16 protein-coding genes and 2 pseudogenes are annotated in these 16,559 nt (G+C 63.4%); 12 read left to right on the forward strand and 6 right to left on the reverse strand.

Annotated elements, in window-relative coordinates; all coding sequences use genetic code 11:
* Window position 1 precedes the first annotated feature (1 nt).
* The 4 genes from Q8K99_11265 (at window position 2) to Q8K99_11280 (ending at window position 3,658) form a co-directional block, all read left to right on the forward strand.
* The gene (locus tag Q8K99_11265; protein ID MDP2183133.1) at window positions 2-187 is read left to right on the forward strand and encodes a helix-turn-helix domain-containing protein; all 186 of its coding nucleotides are present in this window, start codon (window positions 2-4) and stop codon (window positions 185-187) included.
* A 56-nt stretch (window positions 188-243) separates the two neighbouring features.
* Window positions 244-462, forward strand: a complete 219-nt coding sequence (locus tag Q8K99_11270; protein MDP2183134.1) for a hypothetical protein — start codon at window positions 244-246, stop codon at window positions 460-462.
* 77 nt (window positions 463-539) lie between these two features.
* Window positions 540-2,663 carry a hypothetical protein gene (locus Q8K99_11275; protein ID MDP2183135.1) on the forward strand — a complete coding sequence of 708 codons (2,124 nt, stop codon included), beginning with the start codon at window positions 540-542 and terminating at the stop codon, window positions 2,661-2,663.
* 5 nt (window positions 2,664-2,668) lie between these two features.
* Entirely contained in the window at window positions 2,669-3,658 is a 990-nt protein-coding gene (locus Q8K99_11280) for a RelA/SpoT domain-containing protein (protein ID MDP2183136.1), read from the forward strand.
* Window positions 3,659-3,849: 191 nt separating this feature from the next.
* On the opposite strand, the gene Q8K99_11285 is transcribed toward Q8K99_11280, so the two are convergent.
* Window positions 3,850-5,016 (reverse strand): S8 family peptidase, encoded by a 1,167-nt coding sequence (locus tag Q8K99_11285; protein MDP2183137.1) that lies wholly within the window; start codon window positions 5,014-5,016, stop codon window positions 3,850-3,852.
* 215 nt (window positions 5,017-5,231) lie between these two features.
* Between Q8K99_11285 and Q8K99_11290 the strand changes: the two genes are divergently transcribed.
* The 4 genes from Q8K99_11290 to Q8K99_11305 all read left to right on the forward strand — a co-directional run bounded on the left by Q8K99_11290 (window position 5,232) and on the right by Q8K99_11305 (window position 8,463).
* The gene (locus tag Q8K99_11290; protein MDP2183138.1) at window positions 5,232-6,932 is read left to right on the forward strand and encodes a glutamine--tRNA ligase/YqeY domain fusion protein; all 1,701 of its coding nucleotides are present in this window, start codon (window positions 5,232-5,234) and stop codon (window positions 6,930-6,932) included.
* 132 nt (window positions 6,933-7,064) lie between these two features.
* On the forward strand, window positions 7,065-7,517 hold the full coding sequence (locus Q8K99_11295; GenBank protein ID MDP2183139.1) for a hypothetical protein: 453 nt from the start codon (window positions 7,065-7,067) through the stop codon (window positions 7,515-7,517).
* Between the two features lie 2 nt (window positions 7,518-7,519).
* Window positions 7,520-7,744 carry a helix-turn-helix transcriptional regulator gene (locus Q8K99_11300; protein MDP2183140.1) on the forward strand — a complete coding sequence of 75 codons (225 nt, stop codon included), beginning with the start codon at window positions 7,520-7,522 and terminating at the stop codon, window positions 7,742-7,744.
* Entirely contained in the window at window positions 7,741-8,463 is a 723-nt protein-coding gene (locus Q8K99_11305; GenBank protein MDP2183141.1) for an SDR family oxidoreductase, read from the forward strand. The genes Q8K99_11300 and Q8K99_11305 overlap by 4 nt, the downstream gene beginning before the upstream one ends.
* A gap of 84 nt (window positions 8,464-8,547) precedes the next feature.
* Here Q8K99_11305 and Q8K99_11310 read toward each other — a convergent pair whose 3' ends face one another.
* Complete coding sequence (locus tag Q8K99_11310) at window positions 8,548-9,012, reverse strand: hypothetical protein (GenBank protein MDP2183142.1); 465 nt, start codon at window positions 9,010-9,012, stop codon at window positions 8,548-8,550.
* 279 nt (window positions 9,013-9,291) lie between these two features.
* Here Q8K99_11310 and msrA point away from each other — a divergent pair, with 279 nt between their 5' ends.
* Together msrA and Q8K99_11320 are read left to right on the forward strand one after the other, a co-directional pair.
* On the forward strand, window positions 9,292-9,834 hold the full coding sequence (msrA, locus tag Q8K99_11315) for a peptide-methionine (S)-S-oxide reductase MsrA (protein ID MDP2183143.1): 543 nt from the start codon (window positions 9,292-9,294) through the stop codon (window positions 9,832-9,834).
* A 201-nt stretch (window positions 9,835-10,035) separates the two neighbouring features.
* Complete coding sequence (locus Q8K99_11320) at window positions 10,036-10,440, forward strand: hypothetical protein (GenBank protein ID MDP2183144.1); 405 nt, start codon at window positions 10,036-10,038, stop codon at window positions 10,438-10,440.
* A gap of 198 nt (window positions 10,441-10,638) precedes the next feature.
* On the opposite strand, the pseudogene Q8K99_11325 reads toward Q8K99_11320, so the two are convergent.
* The 3 genes and pseudogenes from Q8K99_11325 to Q8K99_11335 form a co-directional block, all read right to left on the reverse strand.
* Window positions 10,639-11,922: pseudogene (locus Q8K99_11325) on the reverse strand (glucoamylase family protein).
* Between the two features lie 119 nt (window positions 11,923-12,041).
* Complete coding sequence (locus tag Q8K99_11330; protein MDP2183145.1) at window positions 12,042-12,773, reverse strand: thymidylate synthase; 732 nt, start codon at window positions 12,771-12,773, stop codon at window positions 12,042-12,044.
* Window positions 12,774-12,823: 50 nt separating this feature from the next.
* The gene (locus tag Q8K99_11335; protein MDP2183146.1) at window positions 12,824-13,744 is read right to left on the reverse strand and encodes a septal ring lytic transglycosylase RlpA family protein; all 921 of its coding nucleotides are present in this window, start codon (window positions 13,742-13,744) and stop codon (window positions 12,824-12,826) included.
* 160 nt (window positions 13,745-13,904) lie between these two features.
* Between Q8K99_11335 and Q8K99_11340 the strand changes: the two are divergent.
* Window positions 13,905-14,114, forward strand: a pseudogene (locus Q8K99_11340) (VF530 family protein).
* A gap of 38 nt (window positions 14,115-14,152) precedes the next feature.
* Here the strand turns inward: Q8K99_11340 and Q8K99_11345 are convergent.
* Window positions 14,153-16,042 (reverse strand): DUF2207 domain-containing protein, encoded by a 1,890-nt coding sequence (locus Q8K99_11345; protein ID MDP2183147.1) that lies wholly within the window; start codon window positions 16,040-16,042, stop codon window positions 14,153-14,155.
* A gap of 171 nt (window positions 16,043-16,213) precedes the next feature.
* Here Q8K99_11345 and Q8K99_11350 point away from each other — a divergent pair, with 171 nt between their 5' ends.
* A complete protein-coding gene (locus tag Q8K99_11350; protein ID MDP2183148.1) occupies window positions 16,214-16,558 on the forward strand; it encodes a hypothetical protein in 345 nt (114 codons plus the stop codon).
* Window position 16,559 lies beyond the last annotated feature (1 nt).

Below are 16,559 nucleotides of genomic sequence, written 5' to 3' on the forward strand. Positions count from 1 at the left end.
GATGACCAGCAAGGTGAGAGATCTCCGAAAAGGCCTGCGCATCAGCCGAAACGAGCTTGCACGCAGAGCCGGTCTTACCGCCCAGACAGTAGCTAGGGCAGAGAAGGGCGAGCCGGTGAGTGAGCTGACCCAGGAGAAGTTGTCCGCTGTGTTCGAGCTTCCTGTCGAGAGTGTCTTCCCTGACTAGTCGGCCATGGTATAGTACTCGATTGTCGCAGCATTCAGGAGGAGAGTGTGGGAAACATGAGGCTTCGCGTGATACGCAGGGCCAAGTGGACGGTCGCCGACCTCAGTACACAGGAGGTGCGTGGTGATCGCGCTGGTGCGACCGTACCGAGTGGCGGTGACGGGTCGTGCTTCGATGATTCGCGCGCTCTTGAGCATGCGGCGAATTCGGCGATGCAGAACCGGACGGCACTTAGCGAGTCGCTAGATCTAGCGCGACGCCTGCTGCACGGCTGAGCCAGCCTCACGTTGGGGTTTGCGCTGTCGGAGTCGGGGCTTGCCTCGGCTCCTTGCCTTGGGGGTCAGGGGATGAAATGCGGCTTCTCGTTCCGGGATACCACATCGGTTTGTACCGCATCAGGCCCGGGCACGAGCCTGATGCGGAAGCGCGGCTGCTAGAGGCAGGAGTCCTGTGTTTCCGAGCCCTCGGGACCTTCGATCTCGTGGCATTCAGGCCGCTTGGTCTGCTGGACGAACGCTTTGACCTGATTCTGCCGAGTGACCTGCTTGGCTGGTGGGACATCAGGTGCTTCCAGTCGGATCTGGATCCCGAGCCTCTGATTGACTGGCTCGCCGCACAACCGTGCCTGACACTCACCCTCGCGAAACTTCGCCCCCATAAGGGCACAGTCGTGCAGCTCTCCGACGAGATGGAAACCGTTGAGTCAGTGGTAGGGGGGTACGCAAGTCGAGTCCTCCATACCTTGGGTTGGCATGAGCTTGCAGTTCTGGGCGGCGGTCGGGATCTTGGTGCGTTGCTTGGTGAGGTCACCGACTTGCGACAGACGCTTTCGTCGAACCTGAGCGCGACTATTACCATTCCGCTCTTCTCGACCGCGGATACTCTCCTAGCTCAATGCGAGGGTGATCTTTCGTGTGTGGTCGGGGTTCGTTCTCGTCCAGCCGCGGAAGCAACAGTGGCGGACTACTGGTCATCACGGGGCGAGCTATCGAACGTCTACGGTGACCGCGATGTCCTTGTGCGGAGAGATGGGGTTTCGGCAGAGCAATTGATGGGAGAGATTTCTGACTTCCGGAAGCAGTTCGCTGACAGCGGCCTGGTGGATACGTCGACCGAGGTCGTAAGCCCTCTTGCGCAAGGGGCGAGCAGTCCGCCGATCGCCACGGAGTCGCTCTTGTCGGCTGCGGCTGAAGCGCTTGCCGATGAACTGGCGGCGATTCCATGCACGGACGTGGAGACAGCCAACGCAGCCGTTTCTATGGGCTCGACCCTGGCGGTTCTATCCAGGGATTTCGGGCTCGGCTCGCTTGGGGTTGAGCAGGTGGCGTCCTTCCAGCTCCTCCTTGAGGAGATTCAGGCCGAGGATCCGGGCGCAGTGCCCGGTAGACGCGTCGGCTTCCGCATCAGGCTCCTGCGCGCCCTGCGCAACCTTGAGCTATCGCTAGTCCAACGGTCTGGCCAGTCGGACGATAGCAGCATCACTGGCAGTGGTCTGCTCGGACCATTCTCTCTGACGGGCGCTGACGCGAGGTTGGCGGCTGCCGCCGCGGCTTGTCCCTTCGAGCTACTGCTCGCGCTCAAGGAGGACGGCCGACCGACGGTACCCAGGTTCAACGTGGTGTTCGGAGGCTCGTATTCGCCGGCGTACCTTGATGGGACAATCTCCTATCCGCAGACGGTCTGCTATCGTCCGGGCGAGGAGTGGTGGCGTATCGGGCACGAGGTTGCACACGCATGGTACGGCTTGTCTGACTTCAAGAACCTCCACCGTGCGACATTCGAGGATCTTGAAGACCATATGCGCGAGTGCCTTGGGGACTTCATGACGGTGTACCCACTCCATTTCGACACCTGGATGGAAGAGCTGTACGCCCAGTGGTTCGACTACAACATCTGCTTCCAGCGCAACAGAGACCTGTATCTTCGGGCAATCTGGACCGCCTGGATCAAGGTTCCCCGTGTGTGGGACCGCGGTACGGAATACCTGCTCCGGTCACTGTGTATGTTCTGCTACGACTGTCTTGAAGAGTGGGACGCGACCGCGACCGACGAGACCCGCTACATATCTTGGTTGGAAGGCAAATTCCAGGAGATGACTGAGCTAGTTCGTGGGACGGTGCCAGGGTTCAACGAGCTCCTCAAGAATGCGCGTCACCACGTGAACCAGATTCTTACTCTCGCAGCAGTGTACGGACTTCCTACCCTTGCATTCTTCAGTTCGCAAGAGGTGCAGCTTAGGGCACTGTTCGAGCCCCCCAAAATGGCGGCAATCCTTTCGCAGGTGGACATCCTCGCGGACGGTGGCCTGCTCGAAACCATGCAAGACATACCTCAGACTCTTGTGGAGGTGTATCGGCGCACCGCGGATGGCGCTTGGTGTGGCACTGCTGACGCAGCGCTGGTGCTCTCCCTCTGGAACTACGTGAACGTGGTCGAAGGCTCGATTGCCTCGTCGCTTGACGACTACAAGGAGTAGCGGCAGTGAACGTGCAGCCGAGGAGGATACGAACTGACTACGAGAAGCGACTACCGCTGCTAGAGGGGTTTCGTGAGTCGACAGTGTTCGTAGTGGCCAGGGAGTTGCGGCTCTCCAGAGTGGAGTACCTTCGCGTCGAGTCCCGGGTCAAGGAGTTGAAGTCCATCATCGAGAAGGCCGAGAGGAAGGGTGTGAGCGACCCCCTCGATGCCTTTGATGACATCGTTGGACTCAGGGTGGTCACATACCTGAAGCGCGACATCGAGACCGTCAAGGCCGCCATGGCTTCATGCCTCGACGTCATAAAGATCGACGACAAAGTCAACGAGCTGCCCACACCCGAGAACTTCGACTACCAAGCCATCCACCTGACATTTCGGTTGCGCGATCACTACAAGGGACCTCACTACGACGATTTCAAAGGCATGGTCGGAGAACTCCAAATCCGGTCCGCGGCCATGGATGCCTGGGCCGTCGTCGCACACGGGCTCGCGTACAGGTCCGACCAGGAGTTGCCCCCCGAACTCCGGCGCAAGCTCGCAGCCGTCAGCGCCGGGTACTACATGGCAGACGAAGCCTTGGACGATGTGGCGAACGCCAGCGATGCTTTGCGGGAAGACTGGGAGCGGGCAATCGCCGAGGCGGACCTCGCGGCGGTTGGGGTCAACACACTCTCGCTCACCGAGTACTTGTCGCTTCGGCTCTCCGCCCGCAGGGTGACCGACGCCGCGATTGTTGCAGGTATTGCCTCTGAGCTCGCCTGTCACGGATACGCCACGATGGACCAAGTGGAGGCGTCTCTTGGCTTCGGGCTGAAGGCAGCCGAAGCCCTGGAGAGTGATCGGTTGGCCCGAGAGGAAAGGACAGCGCCCTACTCTGCTGGTCCTTTCTTGCTGCTGGCCGTCAACCTAGCTGACGTTGAGTTCGCTTCGAGGCACGGGGAAGACGTGCTCGTGCGCGAGAGAGATCAGTTTGCCCACCTTGTGAAGGACTGAAGTTGGGCTCTTGGCATTTCGCTCGTGCAGCTTGGCTCAACCGAGCAGATGTGTGAATCCGTACCGACGATCCCCCTCGAAAACCGTTAGGCGGGTATCCCCCGTCTCGGGGGTTCGAATCCCCCCTCTCCGCCAGGACGAACGCAACGGGCCAGCACTCCTGGAGTGCCGGCCCGTTGTCTTGTCGCAGACTACTGCAGGACCGCGTCCGCGGCCTGGACGAGGCCATAACCGTACAAGACGTCTTTGTCGGCCGAGCCCAGATCGAGCGCGCTGGACTGCAGATGCGAGACGATCTCGTCCGGGTCCCAGCCGTCCGTATCGGCCTTGATCACGAGGGCTGCGACGCCGGCCACGTGCGGCGCGGCCATCGACGTGCCGGACATCGTCGCGTACCTGTCGCCCTTGTATGTCGAGTAGATGTTCACGCCCGGCGCCACCAGATCCACGTGGGGGCCGTACGTGCTGAAGGATGCTATCGCGTTGACGGAATCCACTGCGCCGACTCCGACGACACCGGCGTAGGCAGCAGGGTAGAAGCTCTGCAGTGTCCCGGTGTTGCCGGCTGCCGCCACGATGACCGTTCCACTCTCATAGAGGGTCGTGCATGCGTCCTGGAAAGACTGCACGTACACCGAGGAGCCAAGGCTCATGTTGACGACGTCTATGTCGTTGTTGTTGCACCATTCGAGCCCCGCAATGATGTCGGAGGTGTAGCCAGACCCCTTGCGGTTCAGTACCTTCACGGCGTACAGGTCGATGTCGGACCCGACGCCGACCACGCCGATGGTGTTGTCGAGCGCGGCCACGATTCCGGCCACGTGCGTTCCGTGACCGTTGTCGTCCGCGTAACTACCCGTGTAGACGACCTCGCTTACGCCCCCGGCGACAGTGAGATCGGAGTGCTTGACGTCGATCCCGGTGTCGACGATGGCGACCTTGACCCCGTCACCGGTGTTCTCGTCCCACACCTGGTCGGCCTCGATCTGGTACATGTTGGCCGGCACGATCTCCGCGGCAGGTGCGGGCGTCGGCTTCTTGACTGCGTAGACGAGGGCGTCACGCTCGACGTACTCAACACCTGTCAGCCCTCGAACCGCACGCTCGGCCGCCACCTCGGGCAGCATGAACACTGCGCCGTTCACGAGTGGCAACGACCTCAGCTTCACGCCACCGAGTCGCCCGATCGCCTCCCCGGCAGGCGCGTTCGCGCCCGGCTTGAACACAACGATGCTGCGGACCCCCCCACGATCCGCGAGTGTCGCGCCGGCAGAAACAGCCGTCAGGCTCGTGAGCAGGAGGGCCAGCACGACGATGATGCCTAGCGTCTTGCGCTTCACGCCAATCACCGTCCTCATCGTCACTTCCAGGGTGTGCCAGAACTGCACTCGTACACACCAAGCATACCCACGCCGCGCACGCCCACTATCCGCCGAACGGATGAATCTCGACGGTGTTTGTGAGATCGATGTGCATGCGTTGTGTGGGGGTGCTACGGCGGATGAGCACGGACGACTCGTTCCGAAAGCGCCTGGTAGGCACGCCCGGGAGCTTCTGTGCTATCTTCGCCCCCATGGACAACGAGACTGCATCATCACCCGAGCGCAGCGATTTCGTCCGCGAGATCGTCGGCGCTGACCTGCGTGAAGGCCGGATCGAGAGCGTCGTCACACGCTTCCCTCCGGAGCCCAACGGCTACCTCCACATCGGCCACGCGAAGTCGATCTGCCTGAACTTCGGTATCGCAGCCGAGTTCGGCGGGCGCTGCCACCTGCGCTTCGACGACACGAACCCGGTGAAGGAAGAGCAGGAGTACATCGACTCCATCGAGACCGACGTCCGCTGGCTCGGGTTCGACTGGGGCGAGCACCTGTACTTCGCCTCGGACTACTTCGAGCAGCTCTACGAGTGGGCCATCCACCTCATTCGCGAGGGAAAGGCCTACGTCGACGACCTCTCCGCCGATGAGATCCGCCAGCACCGCGGCACGCTCACCGAGCCCGGCACGGACAGCCCCTGGCGAGATCGACCTGCCGAGGAGAGCCTCGACCTCTTCGAGCGCATGCGTGCCGGTGAGTTCCCGGATGGGTCGCGCGTGCTGCGTGCGAAGATCGACATGTCCTCGGGCAACATCAACTTCCGCGACCCGGTGATGTACCGGATCGTGCACGCCGCGCACCCACGCACCGGCGATGCGTGGTGCATCTACCCGTCGTACGACTTCGCACATGGTCAGTCCGACGCCATCGAGGGCATCACGCACTCCGTCTGCACCCTCGAGTTCCAGGACCACCGGCCGCTCTACGACTGGTTCGTCGAGAACCTGCCCGTGCCCTCGCGGCCGCACCAGTACGAGTTCGCGCGCCTCAATCTCACGCACACGGTGCTCTCCAAGCGCGTGCTGCTGCGGCTCGTCAACGAGGCGCACGTACGCGGATGGGACGACCCGCGGATGCCGACGCTCTCGGGCATTCGCCGCCGCGGATTCCCTGCCGAGGGCATGCGCGACTTCGCCGACATGATCGGCGTGGCGAGGTCCGACAGCGTGGTCGAGGTCCAGATGCTCGAACACGCAGCACGGAACGTACTCAACCGCACGTCGCTGCGTCGCTTCGCCGTCCTCGATCCCCTGAAGGTCGTCATCGAGAACTACCCCGAGGGGCAGACCGAGGAGATGGAGGTCGTCAACAACCCGGAGGACCCCGCCGCCGGCACGCGGCAGGTGCCCTTCTCGCGGGAGCTGTGGATCGAGCGCGACGACTTCATGGAAGACCCGCCAAAGAAGTTCTTCCGCCTTGCTCCGGGCCGTGAGGTGCGGCTGCGCTCGGCGTATTTCGTCACCTGCAACGATGTCGTGAAGGACGCAGACGGCAACGTCATCGAGCTGCGGTGCACGTACGATCCGGCCACCCGTGGTGGCGCAGCGCCTGACGGCCGCAAGGTGAAGGCCACCCTGCACTGGGTGTCGGCCTCTCACGTAGTGCCCGCAGAGGTTCGTCTCTACGATCACCTCTTCAGCAGCGCCTATCCGGGGACCGACGGTCGCGAACTCTTCGACGACCTGAACCCCGAGTCGGAGACCGTGCTGCGCGGTTGCTGGGTCGAGTCCGTGCTGGCCGATGTTGCCGTTGGCGAGACCGTGCAGTTCGAGCGGCTCGGCTACTTCTGTGCCGACCCCGATTCAGCGGCTGGCGCGTTGGTGTTCAACCGAACGCTCACGCTCAAGGACACCTGGGCGAAACTGCAGGCGCAGGGACGCCAAGACACGGCCTGACCGCTTCGGCGGGGTCGCCCTCGAGCACGAATCTCTCCTTCTGCGCCTCGGAGAGTAAAAAATACTTGACACCATGTCTGAAGCGCTTTACAGTCCTAGATGTCGAACATTCCTGACATCTAGGAGGCAGCAATGTCATTCGAAGAGAAGACAACATGGGTGTACGCGGTGATTGCGGCCGTCGTTCCCGCAGTCTACTTCACAGTCATTCTTGAGCGGTTGGATCACGCGCCCATCGCTGATATCGCATACCAGCGGCCACTGCTCATCGCCATCGGCGCGTCGATCGTCCTGTCAATCATCGGCGCAATCCTGATGGCGATCGGTACCAGTATCATGGCCGAAATCACCGGAAGCGGCTCGATCGACGAGATCGACAAGAAGGACGAGCGGGATGTCCACATCAACCAGCGCGGCGAACTCGTCGGCTACTACGTCACGTCCGCGGGTGTGGTCGGGGTGCTGGCGCTGACAATGCTGGAATACGAGCACTTCTGGATCGCGAACGCGCTGTATCTGACGTTCGCTGTTGCGGCGGTCGTTTCCTCGGCGGTCAAGCTTGTCGCCTACCGGAGAGGCTTCTAGCCATGGTGAAGCCGACGAAGGTGACCAACAGCATTCGGGCGCTCAGGTTCGCTGCCGAGGAGATGACTCAGGCGGAGCTCGCTGACCGTACCGGTGTGACGCGGCAGACCATCATCGCGATCGAGCAGGGCCGCTATTCGCCGTCGCTCGAGATGGCGTTTCAGATCGCTCACGTGTTCGGCGTACCGCTGGACCAAGTGTTTCATTACCCGGGGGAGGAATCATGACGACAGTACTTCTCGTTGGCGGCACCGGACGTACCGGAGGGCGTGTCTTGCAGCAGCTTCTGGACCGTGGCGTCGGTGTCCGAGCCATCGTGCGATCCGCCGACAGGCTTCCGGAAGGCACGGCAGCCGATCCTCGCCTGACGGTGGTCGAGGCGGACCTGCTGGCCTTGAGCGACGAGGCGCTGCAGAGCCATATCAGCGGCTGCGACGCGGTCATCTCGTGCCTCGGCCATGTCGTAAGTCTCAAGGGCGTGTTCGGCCCGCCGCGAGACCTGGTCACGCGCGCCGCGGCGCGGCTGTGCCGAGCCATCGAAGCCGTGCAGCCCGCTGAGCCGGTCAAGTTCATCCTCATGAGTAGTGTCTCGGTCAATCGCCCGGGGGGTCTCGACACACGTCGCGGGATGTTCGAGAAGGCGTTCTTGTGGGCGATCCGTACCCTGGTCCCTCCGGCCAAGGACAACCAGCATGCTGCGGACTTCCTCCTTCGTGACATCGGGACCGCCAGTCCGGTCGTCCAGTGGGTGGCGGTCCGTCCAGACACGCTGTTGGAGGGCGACGTATCGGAGTACACGCTGCACGAGGGGCTGGTGGATAGCCTCTTCAAGCCGGGCAACACCAACATGGCCAACGTCGCGCGCTTCATGTGCGAGTTGGCTTCGAACCCGAAGACGTGGGACGACTGGAAGGGCAAGTTGCCGGTGATCGTGAACGCCGGCTAGGCGATGATCAAGCAGTAGACGTCATTCAGCGACGCTCGCTAGGAGTGTGATCGCTCGGTGCTTCGCCAGATCAGCGCGTGGCCACTAGCCCGTCGCCGGTGTCAGAGGCGTGGCGGCATCCCCGCGTGCCCGGAACAGGTCGCGCGTCAGCAGTGAGCCCTCAACGATGAGGGCGACCTGACCGAGCAGGGAGACCGCGCCCAAGGCGATCGTCAGCGCGTATCTCCACGTCTCGAGCTGTTCTTCCGAGTTGGCGATTCCGGTGACCTGCGCGGCGACGCCGGCGAGAACCAGCCCGCCCAACATGACGGCGATGGCGATACCCACCGCCCCCTTGCGTGCACGTGCCCGGAACGACGCCCACACGAGCAAAGCCATGCCAACGATCGTGACGGGGTAGACCTCGAACGGCATCAGGTAGTCCAACCGAAAGCCCCCGGGACGGCCCATCACGATCAGGCCCAGCGCAAACGGCGCGATCAGCGGCAGCACCACCAGTACCGTGCCGAGGATCGCCAGAGTCCTGGCGAGCACATCATGCTCCTTCATGGCCTCCACCTCCCATGAGTACGTTCCCGCATACACGTTCCTTTCACGCCCTCTGGCGGTTTGCTCGTCTGCACGGCATTTGCTTCCATGTCCGAGGAGTCTCCTCGGAAAGGGCGTGGTGCTGTGAGCCGTCTGTGGCGCTCGGCTGCATGTGTGCTTGCCTTGGCGGTGCTGCTGCTCGCGCTGCCGCTCTCGGGGTGCTCGTCGCTGGGTACCATCGATACTGAAGAGCGAAGTGTAGACGCGAGCACATCATCGACCACGGCGGGAGGCGAGGGTATGGCCACGATCTATCTTGCGGGCGGCTGCTTCTGGGGCGTGGAGAAGCTCATGGCTTCCGTTCACGGTGTCGTCAACGCTGAGTCCGGCTATGCCAACGGCACCATCGACTCGCCTACGTATCGGGACGTGACCACGGGCCAAACCGGCTTCGCCGAGACCGTGCGCGTAGACTACGAACCGGCGGTAGCGCCGCTCCCGTTCCTGCTCGATCTCTTCTACGAGGCCATTGATCCGACCACGCTCAACCGGCAAGGCAACGACGTGGGCACGCAGTACCGCAGCGGCATCTACTACTCTGACCCTGCGGACCAGCCCATCATCGAGCGCTCGCTCACCCAGCTCCAAGAGCGATACGACCGGCCGATCGCCGTCGAGGCGGGACCCCTCACGAGCTACACCCCTGCCGAGGGGTACCACCAGGACTACCTCGACAAGAATCCGGGCGGGTACTGCCACATAGACCTGGGGCTGTTCGAGAAGGCGGCCAAGGCGGTGCCGGATCCGTCCCAGTTCCCCGATTCACCTGGCGTCGAGCAGTAGGTCTCTGCACCCGAGCCACGCCGGGGCCAAACTGAACCCGCGGTCTCCCGCGCCTCGGAGTCACCCAGCTTCTGAGTCGAATCCCTCTTCGCGCGCGCGACCTTGTCGGCCGCTGCGTCTGTGCACGCGCCACCTCGCCGGGCCGGGTGGAGAAGAAGGGATCTTGTGACACATGTGTGGGTGTGAATCCGCCAAGAAATTATGCGGCGCGCGCTTTCGCCCACCTTGCTTGCACTGCTGCTTGCACTTGCGCTCACGCTCGTCGGCTGTGGACCGACATCCTGCAGCAGGGATGGCGGCGGCACCACGGAAGGTGGCGGCACCGCGGCGACCAGCGCCGAGGTCGAGTTGCGCGTCGGCACACCTGTCGACTTCGACTACGCGGGCGAGACGCACACGGCCGACTTGCTCTCGGTCACCGGGTCCTCGGCCACCATCGTTGTATCGTCTTCACCCACTACCTACCAGCTGACCGAGGGACAGCCCGCCGAGGCGGACCTGGACACCGATTCGGTGCCCGAGACGACACTCTCGGTCAGCGCGATCACAGACAAGGGCGCAACGCTCGCGGTCAGCGCGATCTGTACCCAGACGCTACGCCGGTGACAGTTGTGGCAGGAGAAACGACGACAGTCGATCTCCTTCTGTACAAGACGAAAGCGAAACGCTTCTTCCGGAGCTACAAGCGTTTTCACAGCGAGCACTGGTCTCGCGTCTTCTGAGCGGACGTTGCTCTGTGGCTCGGAGGCCCATGAGGTCTCCGGGCCGCGGTGCGCCGAGCGTGCCGTGAGCCTGACCGCACGACAGCCATCCGCCGCGGAACCCTGCCCGACTCAATCCGTCGACAACGTATGGGCACCGCTTCATCAGATCCCAGAACCAGCCGGTGAGGTGATTCTCGATCATCAGCACGATCGGTCCTTGGTCGAGACCGTAGTAGCCCCTCGAGATCCAGCCACGTCCGTCCTCGGCAGCCTCGAACGTGGGGTTGAAGCTGCACGTGAAGCCGTAGACGCTCTCCATGTCGGGGTACCGCTCCTGGAAAGATTCGATCGCCGGCACCACGATCTCGGGGGCGAACGGGAGCGACGCGATGGCCGCCCATGGGGCGATCGTGCCGTCGTCGGGCCCCCAGGGGACTCCCCGTGCGCGATAGTCGAGGAAGCGTCGCTTCCGACCGTCCACCCGTTGGGTCGCGGGTCCGGGTCCGTCGCTCGCGGTGATGCCCCAGATGTCTTCGCTGTAGCCCTTGAACCCCTTCGGATTCCTGATCGCATAGCCGCGCTGAACGTAGGTTGCCCGTCGGCTGTTCTCGAAGTAGTCGATGCCGCGCTCGCGCATGTATGCGTCCCGGATACCGCGGAAGTCCACCCACGCGTGCGAGAGCTGGTGGACGAAGAGCGGGCCGCCGTACACGAACTCCTGTCCGTAGAGCTTCTTCCACAGATAGGTGCTCAGCCACGCGTCGTAGCTCGACTCCGGAAGAGGATGGGTCGGAGATCCAAGACCGAGGACGTAGAGCAGGAGGGCTTCGTTGTACCCGGTCCAATGGAATCGCAGAAACCCCGTTTCGGGCTTCCAGCCGTGTGTCACTGCCGTGCTGCCGTTGCGCGCCCAGTTCCAGTCAACGCGTCGGTACAGGTCTTCCGCGATGTCGCGGATCTCTCGTTCCCTCGCGATGTCGCGATCGAAGAAAGTGGCGCAGGAGAGCACGCCCGCGATGAGAAACGTGGTGTCGACAGTGGACAGCTCCGACTTCCACGCCCGGCGGCCACTGTCCATGAGGAGGAAGTGATAGTAGAAGCCTTTGTAGCCCGTCGCATCGCGCTCAGGACTGTGTGGCGCATCGCGGAAGAAGCGCAGGGTGGTGAGCACGCGCTTTGCCGCCTCGGACCGGCTGACATAGCCGCGTTCGGCCCCGACGGTGTATGCCGCGAGCCCCAGTCCTACTGCGGCGATGCTGGAGTGGGAGCCGGGGCGCGTCGTGTCGCGAACGAGCCCGTTGTTCGGGTTCGCCTCGGCGACGAAGTACCCGAACGTGTCGCGCTGAAGCTTGCGGAGACGAGTCTCCGAGTGCGTGTTGCTCATGAAGCGGGACTCCCTATGCTTGAACCTCAACAGTCCTTGCAGACAGGATGCGCCGCCCCACTCAGCGACCTGTCAAGACCCGTACGGGAGAGCAACTCGTCAGGCCGAGCGGCCGTCACCTACTTCCGGTGCGTGCGGATCTTGGCGATCTCCTCCACGTGTCCGTAGATGTGCAGCCCCTTGGACACGCCGATCAGGCTCCCGGAACCGACGCCGATCTCCTCGGCCATGTACTGCTTGAGCAGCTCGAAGCCGGCCATGTTGACCGGGAAGCCGCCCCAGGCGTCCCAGCTGCGGAAGTAGACCACGAGGTGAAGCTTTCCGTAGCGCACCCGGCAATCGATGAGCCGCATGCAGGGCGGGTCGTAGGCGGTCCCAGTGTTGTCGTGGACGGTGATGTCTTCCGGGCGGCCGATCTCGATCGTGGCTTGATTGGTGTTGCCACCAGAGTCCCGGAGCATCTTGATGGCCCACTCGACCTGCGGGAGTGTCAGGCCAAGGAGGTCGTCCGTCACCGGCCACATGATCCTCTGACCGTAGGTGTACTCCTCGTTGGATTGAAGCTTGTCGCTCATGAGGTAGCCCGGGAAGTACTCGCACTTCACGTAGTCCTCGTCGGCAAGGGGAGGGATGCCGAGACCTTCCGGGATGATCGGCAGCAGCGGACCGCCTCCCGGGTCCTTCACGTACACCGTTGCGAAGTCCAGCTCGATCCGATCCGTCCCCTCGTAGCTTCCGCGTTCGACTTCGTAGCGGTAGCCGTGGGTCATGATGGCATCGATGACCTGGAACCATGCGTCATCGAGGTCCCGGGCGACGATCGAGACCGGCAGAAGCTCGTTCCTTTCCATGTCTCCTACTTCTTTCCACGGCGCGGACATGACACGGTTTCGCGGCGCTCCTACTGCGAGATGATGCGGTACCGGACTTCGTGCACGCCACTGAAGTTGAGGACCCGAACCACGCCGGGGCCAAGGTCGAACTCCCGGTCTTCTGCGTGCGGGCCGCGGTCGGCGACGCGGGCGACTGCCCGCCGTCCTTCGTACTCGAACTCGATGAGCGTGCCGAATGGCAGCGTTCTGTGCGCGACTATCATCGAGTAGGGGCCGATCTCCTCGCCGCTCGCTCCACGTCCCGAGAAGTCGCGTCCGTAATGCGATGCGACGGCGGTCTGCCAGGCGCCGGAGCCGCTGAGCTTCTGCGTCGGGTCTTCGGCAGCGGGCTTGGGGGCAGTCGCAGCGGGTGCCGCGGCGCTTGCGGCCGTTCTCGCCTCGTACTCTCGGAGCGCGGCCTGACTCGAGGCTAGCTTCTTCTTCGCGCGCGCGACCTCGTCGGCCATCGCATCGAGTGCACGGGCTTCCTCGGACTGAAGGTCGATCAGCTGCTCCGCCGATCGCTCCGCTTCGGCGCGTGCGGCCTTCAGGGTTCGAAGATTCACAGCGTCCTGTCTGGCTATCCTTGCCAACAGGTCCCAGCGCGCTGCGAAGTCCTGGACCGTCGAGGCACCCAGCAGCACCGAGATGAAGTCGGCGTCGCCGGAACGGTACATCGTCAGCACCCGTGAGCGGAGCGCGTTTCGGGCCTGTTTCTCCTCCGCGACGGCGCCGTCGAGATCTGCGGAAGTCTCTGCGATGCGAGCGTCGACTCGCGCTGATCGCGTCTTCGCCGCCTCGTACTGCTTCACGGCCCGCTCAACGGCCGCGCGGTCCGCCGACGTTTGGGCAGCCGAGGGCGCGGCCATCGCCGCCATTGCGCCCAGGCCCACGAGGCACGCCGCGATCGCGATGATGCGAACCAGGTCGATTGTTCGCCGATGAGACATGCCGACTAGTGTACCAACCGGAGCCGCTTGGCAGCGTGTCGTTCGCGTTCGTCCTACTCGGACTAGCGCTCGGCCGAAGATGCGAGTCCGTGCGCGCGCGGCGGGTACAATCGGCGACACGACCCGAAGTACGACTCGAACACGAAGGAGCGGAAGAGCCATGGCGGACATGCCGTCGAACGACCCGCTCCACGGCGTCACGCTCGAGATGATCCTGCGCAAGCTGGTCAACAAGTACGGATGGCCCGGGCTCGCCAAGCGCATCAACGTCAACTGCTTCAAGTGCGACCCGAGTATCAACTCGTCGCTGAAGTTCCTTCGCAAGACGCCCTGGGCGCGCACGGAAGTCGAAGACCTCTTCGTGAACTCGAAGTTCTGGACGCGCGACTGTGTTTGCGCGGGCCGCGGTCAGTCGGCTCCGCCGCCTCCGCCTCCGCCCCCGCCGTCGGAGAAGCCACCCCCGCTGCCGATGTCGCTCGACATGTCCGAATCGGCCACCGAGGTAGCCGTCGCGAAGCTGGATGTCAGCGCGTCGAAGGTGGACGACAACGCATCGCTCGGCGAGCTGTTGTCCCGGCCGGCGCTCTCCAACCACCAGTAGGTGAGTGCGAAGTCGGGGTCTTGCAGGATGTGAGGCATCGTCGTCTTCAGCTGCTTGATGACCTCCTTGGCGATGCCGAAGACCACGGCCAGTACGAGGAACTTGTTCCAGAGAATCACTGACGCCGGTGGTGCCTCGTGTAGCCGCGAGAAGTCCCTCAGGAACCTCTCGAGCGCCTTGTACTTCGCATGGAGTTCGGCTCCCTCGGCGGAGAGGCGTCCCATCTTGGGTGCCAAGAACACGAGTGTTCCGGCTCCTGCGAGGGCGGGAACCATGAGGAGGATGTTGAACGCCACGAGGCTGCAGACGACGCCAACACCCGTCGAGACGAAGGCGACCAGGTACATTCCGATAATCCACCCGGTAGCACGTGTCTCGAACCAGCCACGCTTCTCGGCGCGTGTGCTCGTCACGTCGTACCAATCGCGGAGGCCGGTGCCATAGCCGACAGGGTCGGATTCGGCACGCGCCTTGAGTTCCAGCAGTGTGATCGAGTCGCCCGTGGCGAAGATGAAGCGGGAGAGCATGGCGGCAACATCGTTCGCGCTGCCAGCCTTCTCTCGGTTCAGGGTCATCCGGTACGTCTGCTCATCACGGGCGCCAGCACCTGCGGGTCCGGCCACCTGTTGCGTGACCGGCTCGAGTGTGATGATGCCGTCGTCCGCCATCCCCAGGAGTGTCGCGCTCAGGTCCGCGCGCGTGACCATTCCCCAGCGCATCAGGGCTCCTACCATTGCGGGTGGTAGGTCTGAAGGGATGTCGCGGAAGTATTCGCCCTTGAACTCGATCTTGTGATCGCGTCCGTGCCGAAGGTAGGCCCAAATCGCCCAGGCGATGGAGAACACGCCTGCGAGCAGTGCCACCGCCCACGAACCGCCGACCAGCAAGCGGGCCGTGCTTCGCTTCGCGTTCGCCTCGTCGGCCCAGGCCTTCTCCTCGCCCAGGATGATGGGGAGGTTGTTGGTCCGCTCGATCGGAGCCTGTTCGAGCGCGGCCTCTGGGAATGCTGCCCGCAGCTCGACGAAGGTGCGCGCGGGGACGTCTTTCACGTCCGCCACGATCTTGGCCGAAGTCGCCGACGCTGCGGCATCCGCGTCGCCCGGTTCTATGCCCACCGAGCCGTTGAGAGGACCGTGCGCCCAGACCTTGAGTGTGTCGGTGGTGACGCCGGGCGGCATGAGGACCTCTGCGTGCACCGAGCGCGCGCCCTCTTCCCACCCACTTCCGACAAACTGCCAGTACAGTTCGCCGGTGTCGGCCCAACGTGTGGCAGCGCCCATGACAACGTAGTCCAGCTTGAATGTGAGCTTGCCGGCGCCCTGGAAGAACACGTCGACATGCGCGTTGCTCGAGCCTGGTGACACGTCGTACATGCCGGGTGGCCGGTCCGCAGCCGTGAATGGTGGCCCCACTCGCTTGTAGGCGGTCTCGTGCGGAGGGCCGGCGACGGCGAGGATCTCAAGCTCCTGCTCGGGCTTCTTCTTGAGATCCCAGTACACGCGGCTGAAGTCGCCCTTGAAGTTGAACGTGCGCGTCTCGGAAACGCGCATCGAGCCGTCCGAGAGCACCGTGGCGCGGATATCGACCTCGTCGATAGCGAATGACTTGGCAAGGGCGGGGGGCGCGGTGAGTGAGATCACCGCTGCTGCCAGCAGAAATCCTGCGATCAGCCGTGCAAGCAGTCGTTCGAGTCTCATGTACGGGCTCCCTCTCGAACACTCCGTCACGCGCAAAAACAGTGTACGACACGCACTCGCATGTCCTTGGCTAATACGTCTTGCATGCTATTACGTATTGCGTAATACTTAGGCAACGGCACCGATCAGGCGCCACATGCACACGCTGTTTGATCCGAGGGGGCGGTACAGATGGCGGACTTCGATCCCATGAAGTTCTTCGCGTTGTGGATGTTCACACACGACCAGGCCGACGACCTGATGGTGCAGTCGGTCGAGCGGGGCAAGGCGGTCGCCGGCGAGGGCATGTCGGGTGGCCCCGATGCCTTCACCGACGGGTTCATGGCCATGGTCGCCGAGGAGAAAGCGCGCCTCAAGGAGCAGATCGCCTCGGGTCGAGCCGACGAAGCCGCCAGCCCGCAGGACGAGCGTCTCGACGAGGTTCGCTTCGAGGTTGCCGAGTTGCGCGGGCGCATCGACCAGATGCAGGCGACGCTCGATGCGATCGCCTCACACGTCGGCGCCAAGGGGGCGTGAT

This window comes from Actinomycetota bacterium (genome assembly GCA_030682655.1).
Lineage (GTDB): Bacteria > Actinomycetota > Coriobacteriia > Anaerosomatales > JAUXNU01 > JAUXNU01.

Coding starts and splice junctions, on each gene's coding strand:
- Q8K99_11265 (MDP2183133.1), top strand. CDS start 2: ATGACCAGCAAGGTGAGAGATCTCCGAAAAGGCCTGCGCATCAGCCGA.
- Q8K99_11270 (MDP2183134.1), top strand. CDS start 244: ATGAGGCTTCGCGTGATACGCAGGGCCAAGTGGACGGTCGCCGACCTC.
- Q8K99_11275 (MDP2183135.1), top strand. CDS start 540: ATGCGGCTTCTCGTTCCGGGATACCACATCGGTTTGTACCGCATCAGG.
- Q8K99_11285 (MDP2183137.1), bottom strand. CDS start 5,016: ATGAGGACGGTGATTGGCGTGAAGCGCAAGACGCTAGGCATCATCGTC.
- Q8K99_11290 (MDP2183138.1), top strand. CDS start 5,232: ATGGACAACGAGACTGCATCATCACCCGAGCGCAGCGATTTCGTCCGC.
- Q8K99_11295 (MDP2183139.1), top strand. CDS start 7,065: ATGTCATTCGAAGAGAAGACAACATGGGTGTACGCGGTGATTGCGGCC.
- Q8K99_11300 (MDP2183140.1), top strand. CDS start 7,520: ATGGTGAAGCCGACGAAGGTGACCAACAGCATTCGGGCGCTCAGGTTC.
- Q8K99_11305 (MDP2183141.1), top strand. CDS start 7,741: ATGACGACAGTACTTCTCGTTGGCGGCACCGGACGTACCGGAGGGCGT.
- Q8K99_11310 (MDP2183142.1), bottom strand. CDS start 9,012: ATGAAGGAGCATGATGTGCTCGCCAGGACTCTGGCGATCCTCGGCACG.
- msrA (MDP2183143.1), top strand. CDS start 9,292: ATGGCCACGATCTATCTTGCGGGCGGCTGCTTCTGGGGCGTGGAGAAG.
- Q8K99_11320 (MDP2183144.1), top strand. CDS start 10,036: ATGCGGCGCGCGCTTTCGCCCACCTTGCTTGCACTGCTGCTTGCACTT.
- Q8K99_11330 (MDP2183145.1), bottom strand. CDS start 12,773: ATGGAAAGGAACGAGCTTCTGCCGGTCTCGATCGTCGCCCGGGACCTC.
- Q8K99_11335 (MDP2183146.1), bottom strand. CDS start 13,744: ATGTCTCATCGGCGAACAATCGACCTGGTTCGCATCATCGCGATCGCG.
- Q8K99_11345 (MDP2183147.1), bottom strand. CDS start 16,042: ATGAGACTCGAACGACTGCTTGCACGGCTGATCGCAGGATTTCTGCTG.
- Q8K99_11350 (MDP2183148.1), top strand. CDS start 16,214: ATGGCGGACTTCGATCCCATGAAGTTCTTCGCGTTGTGGATGTTCACA.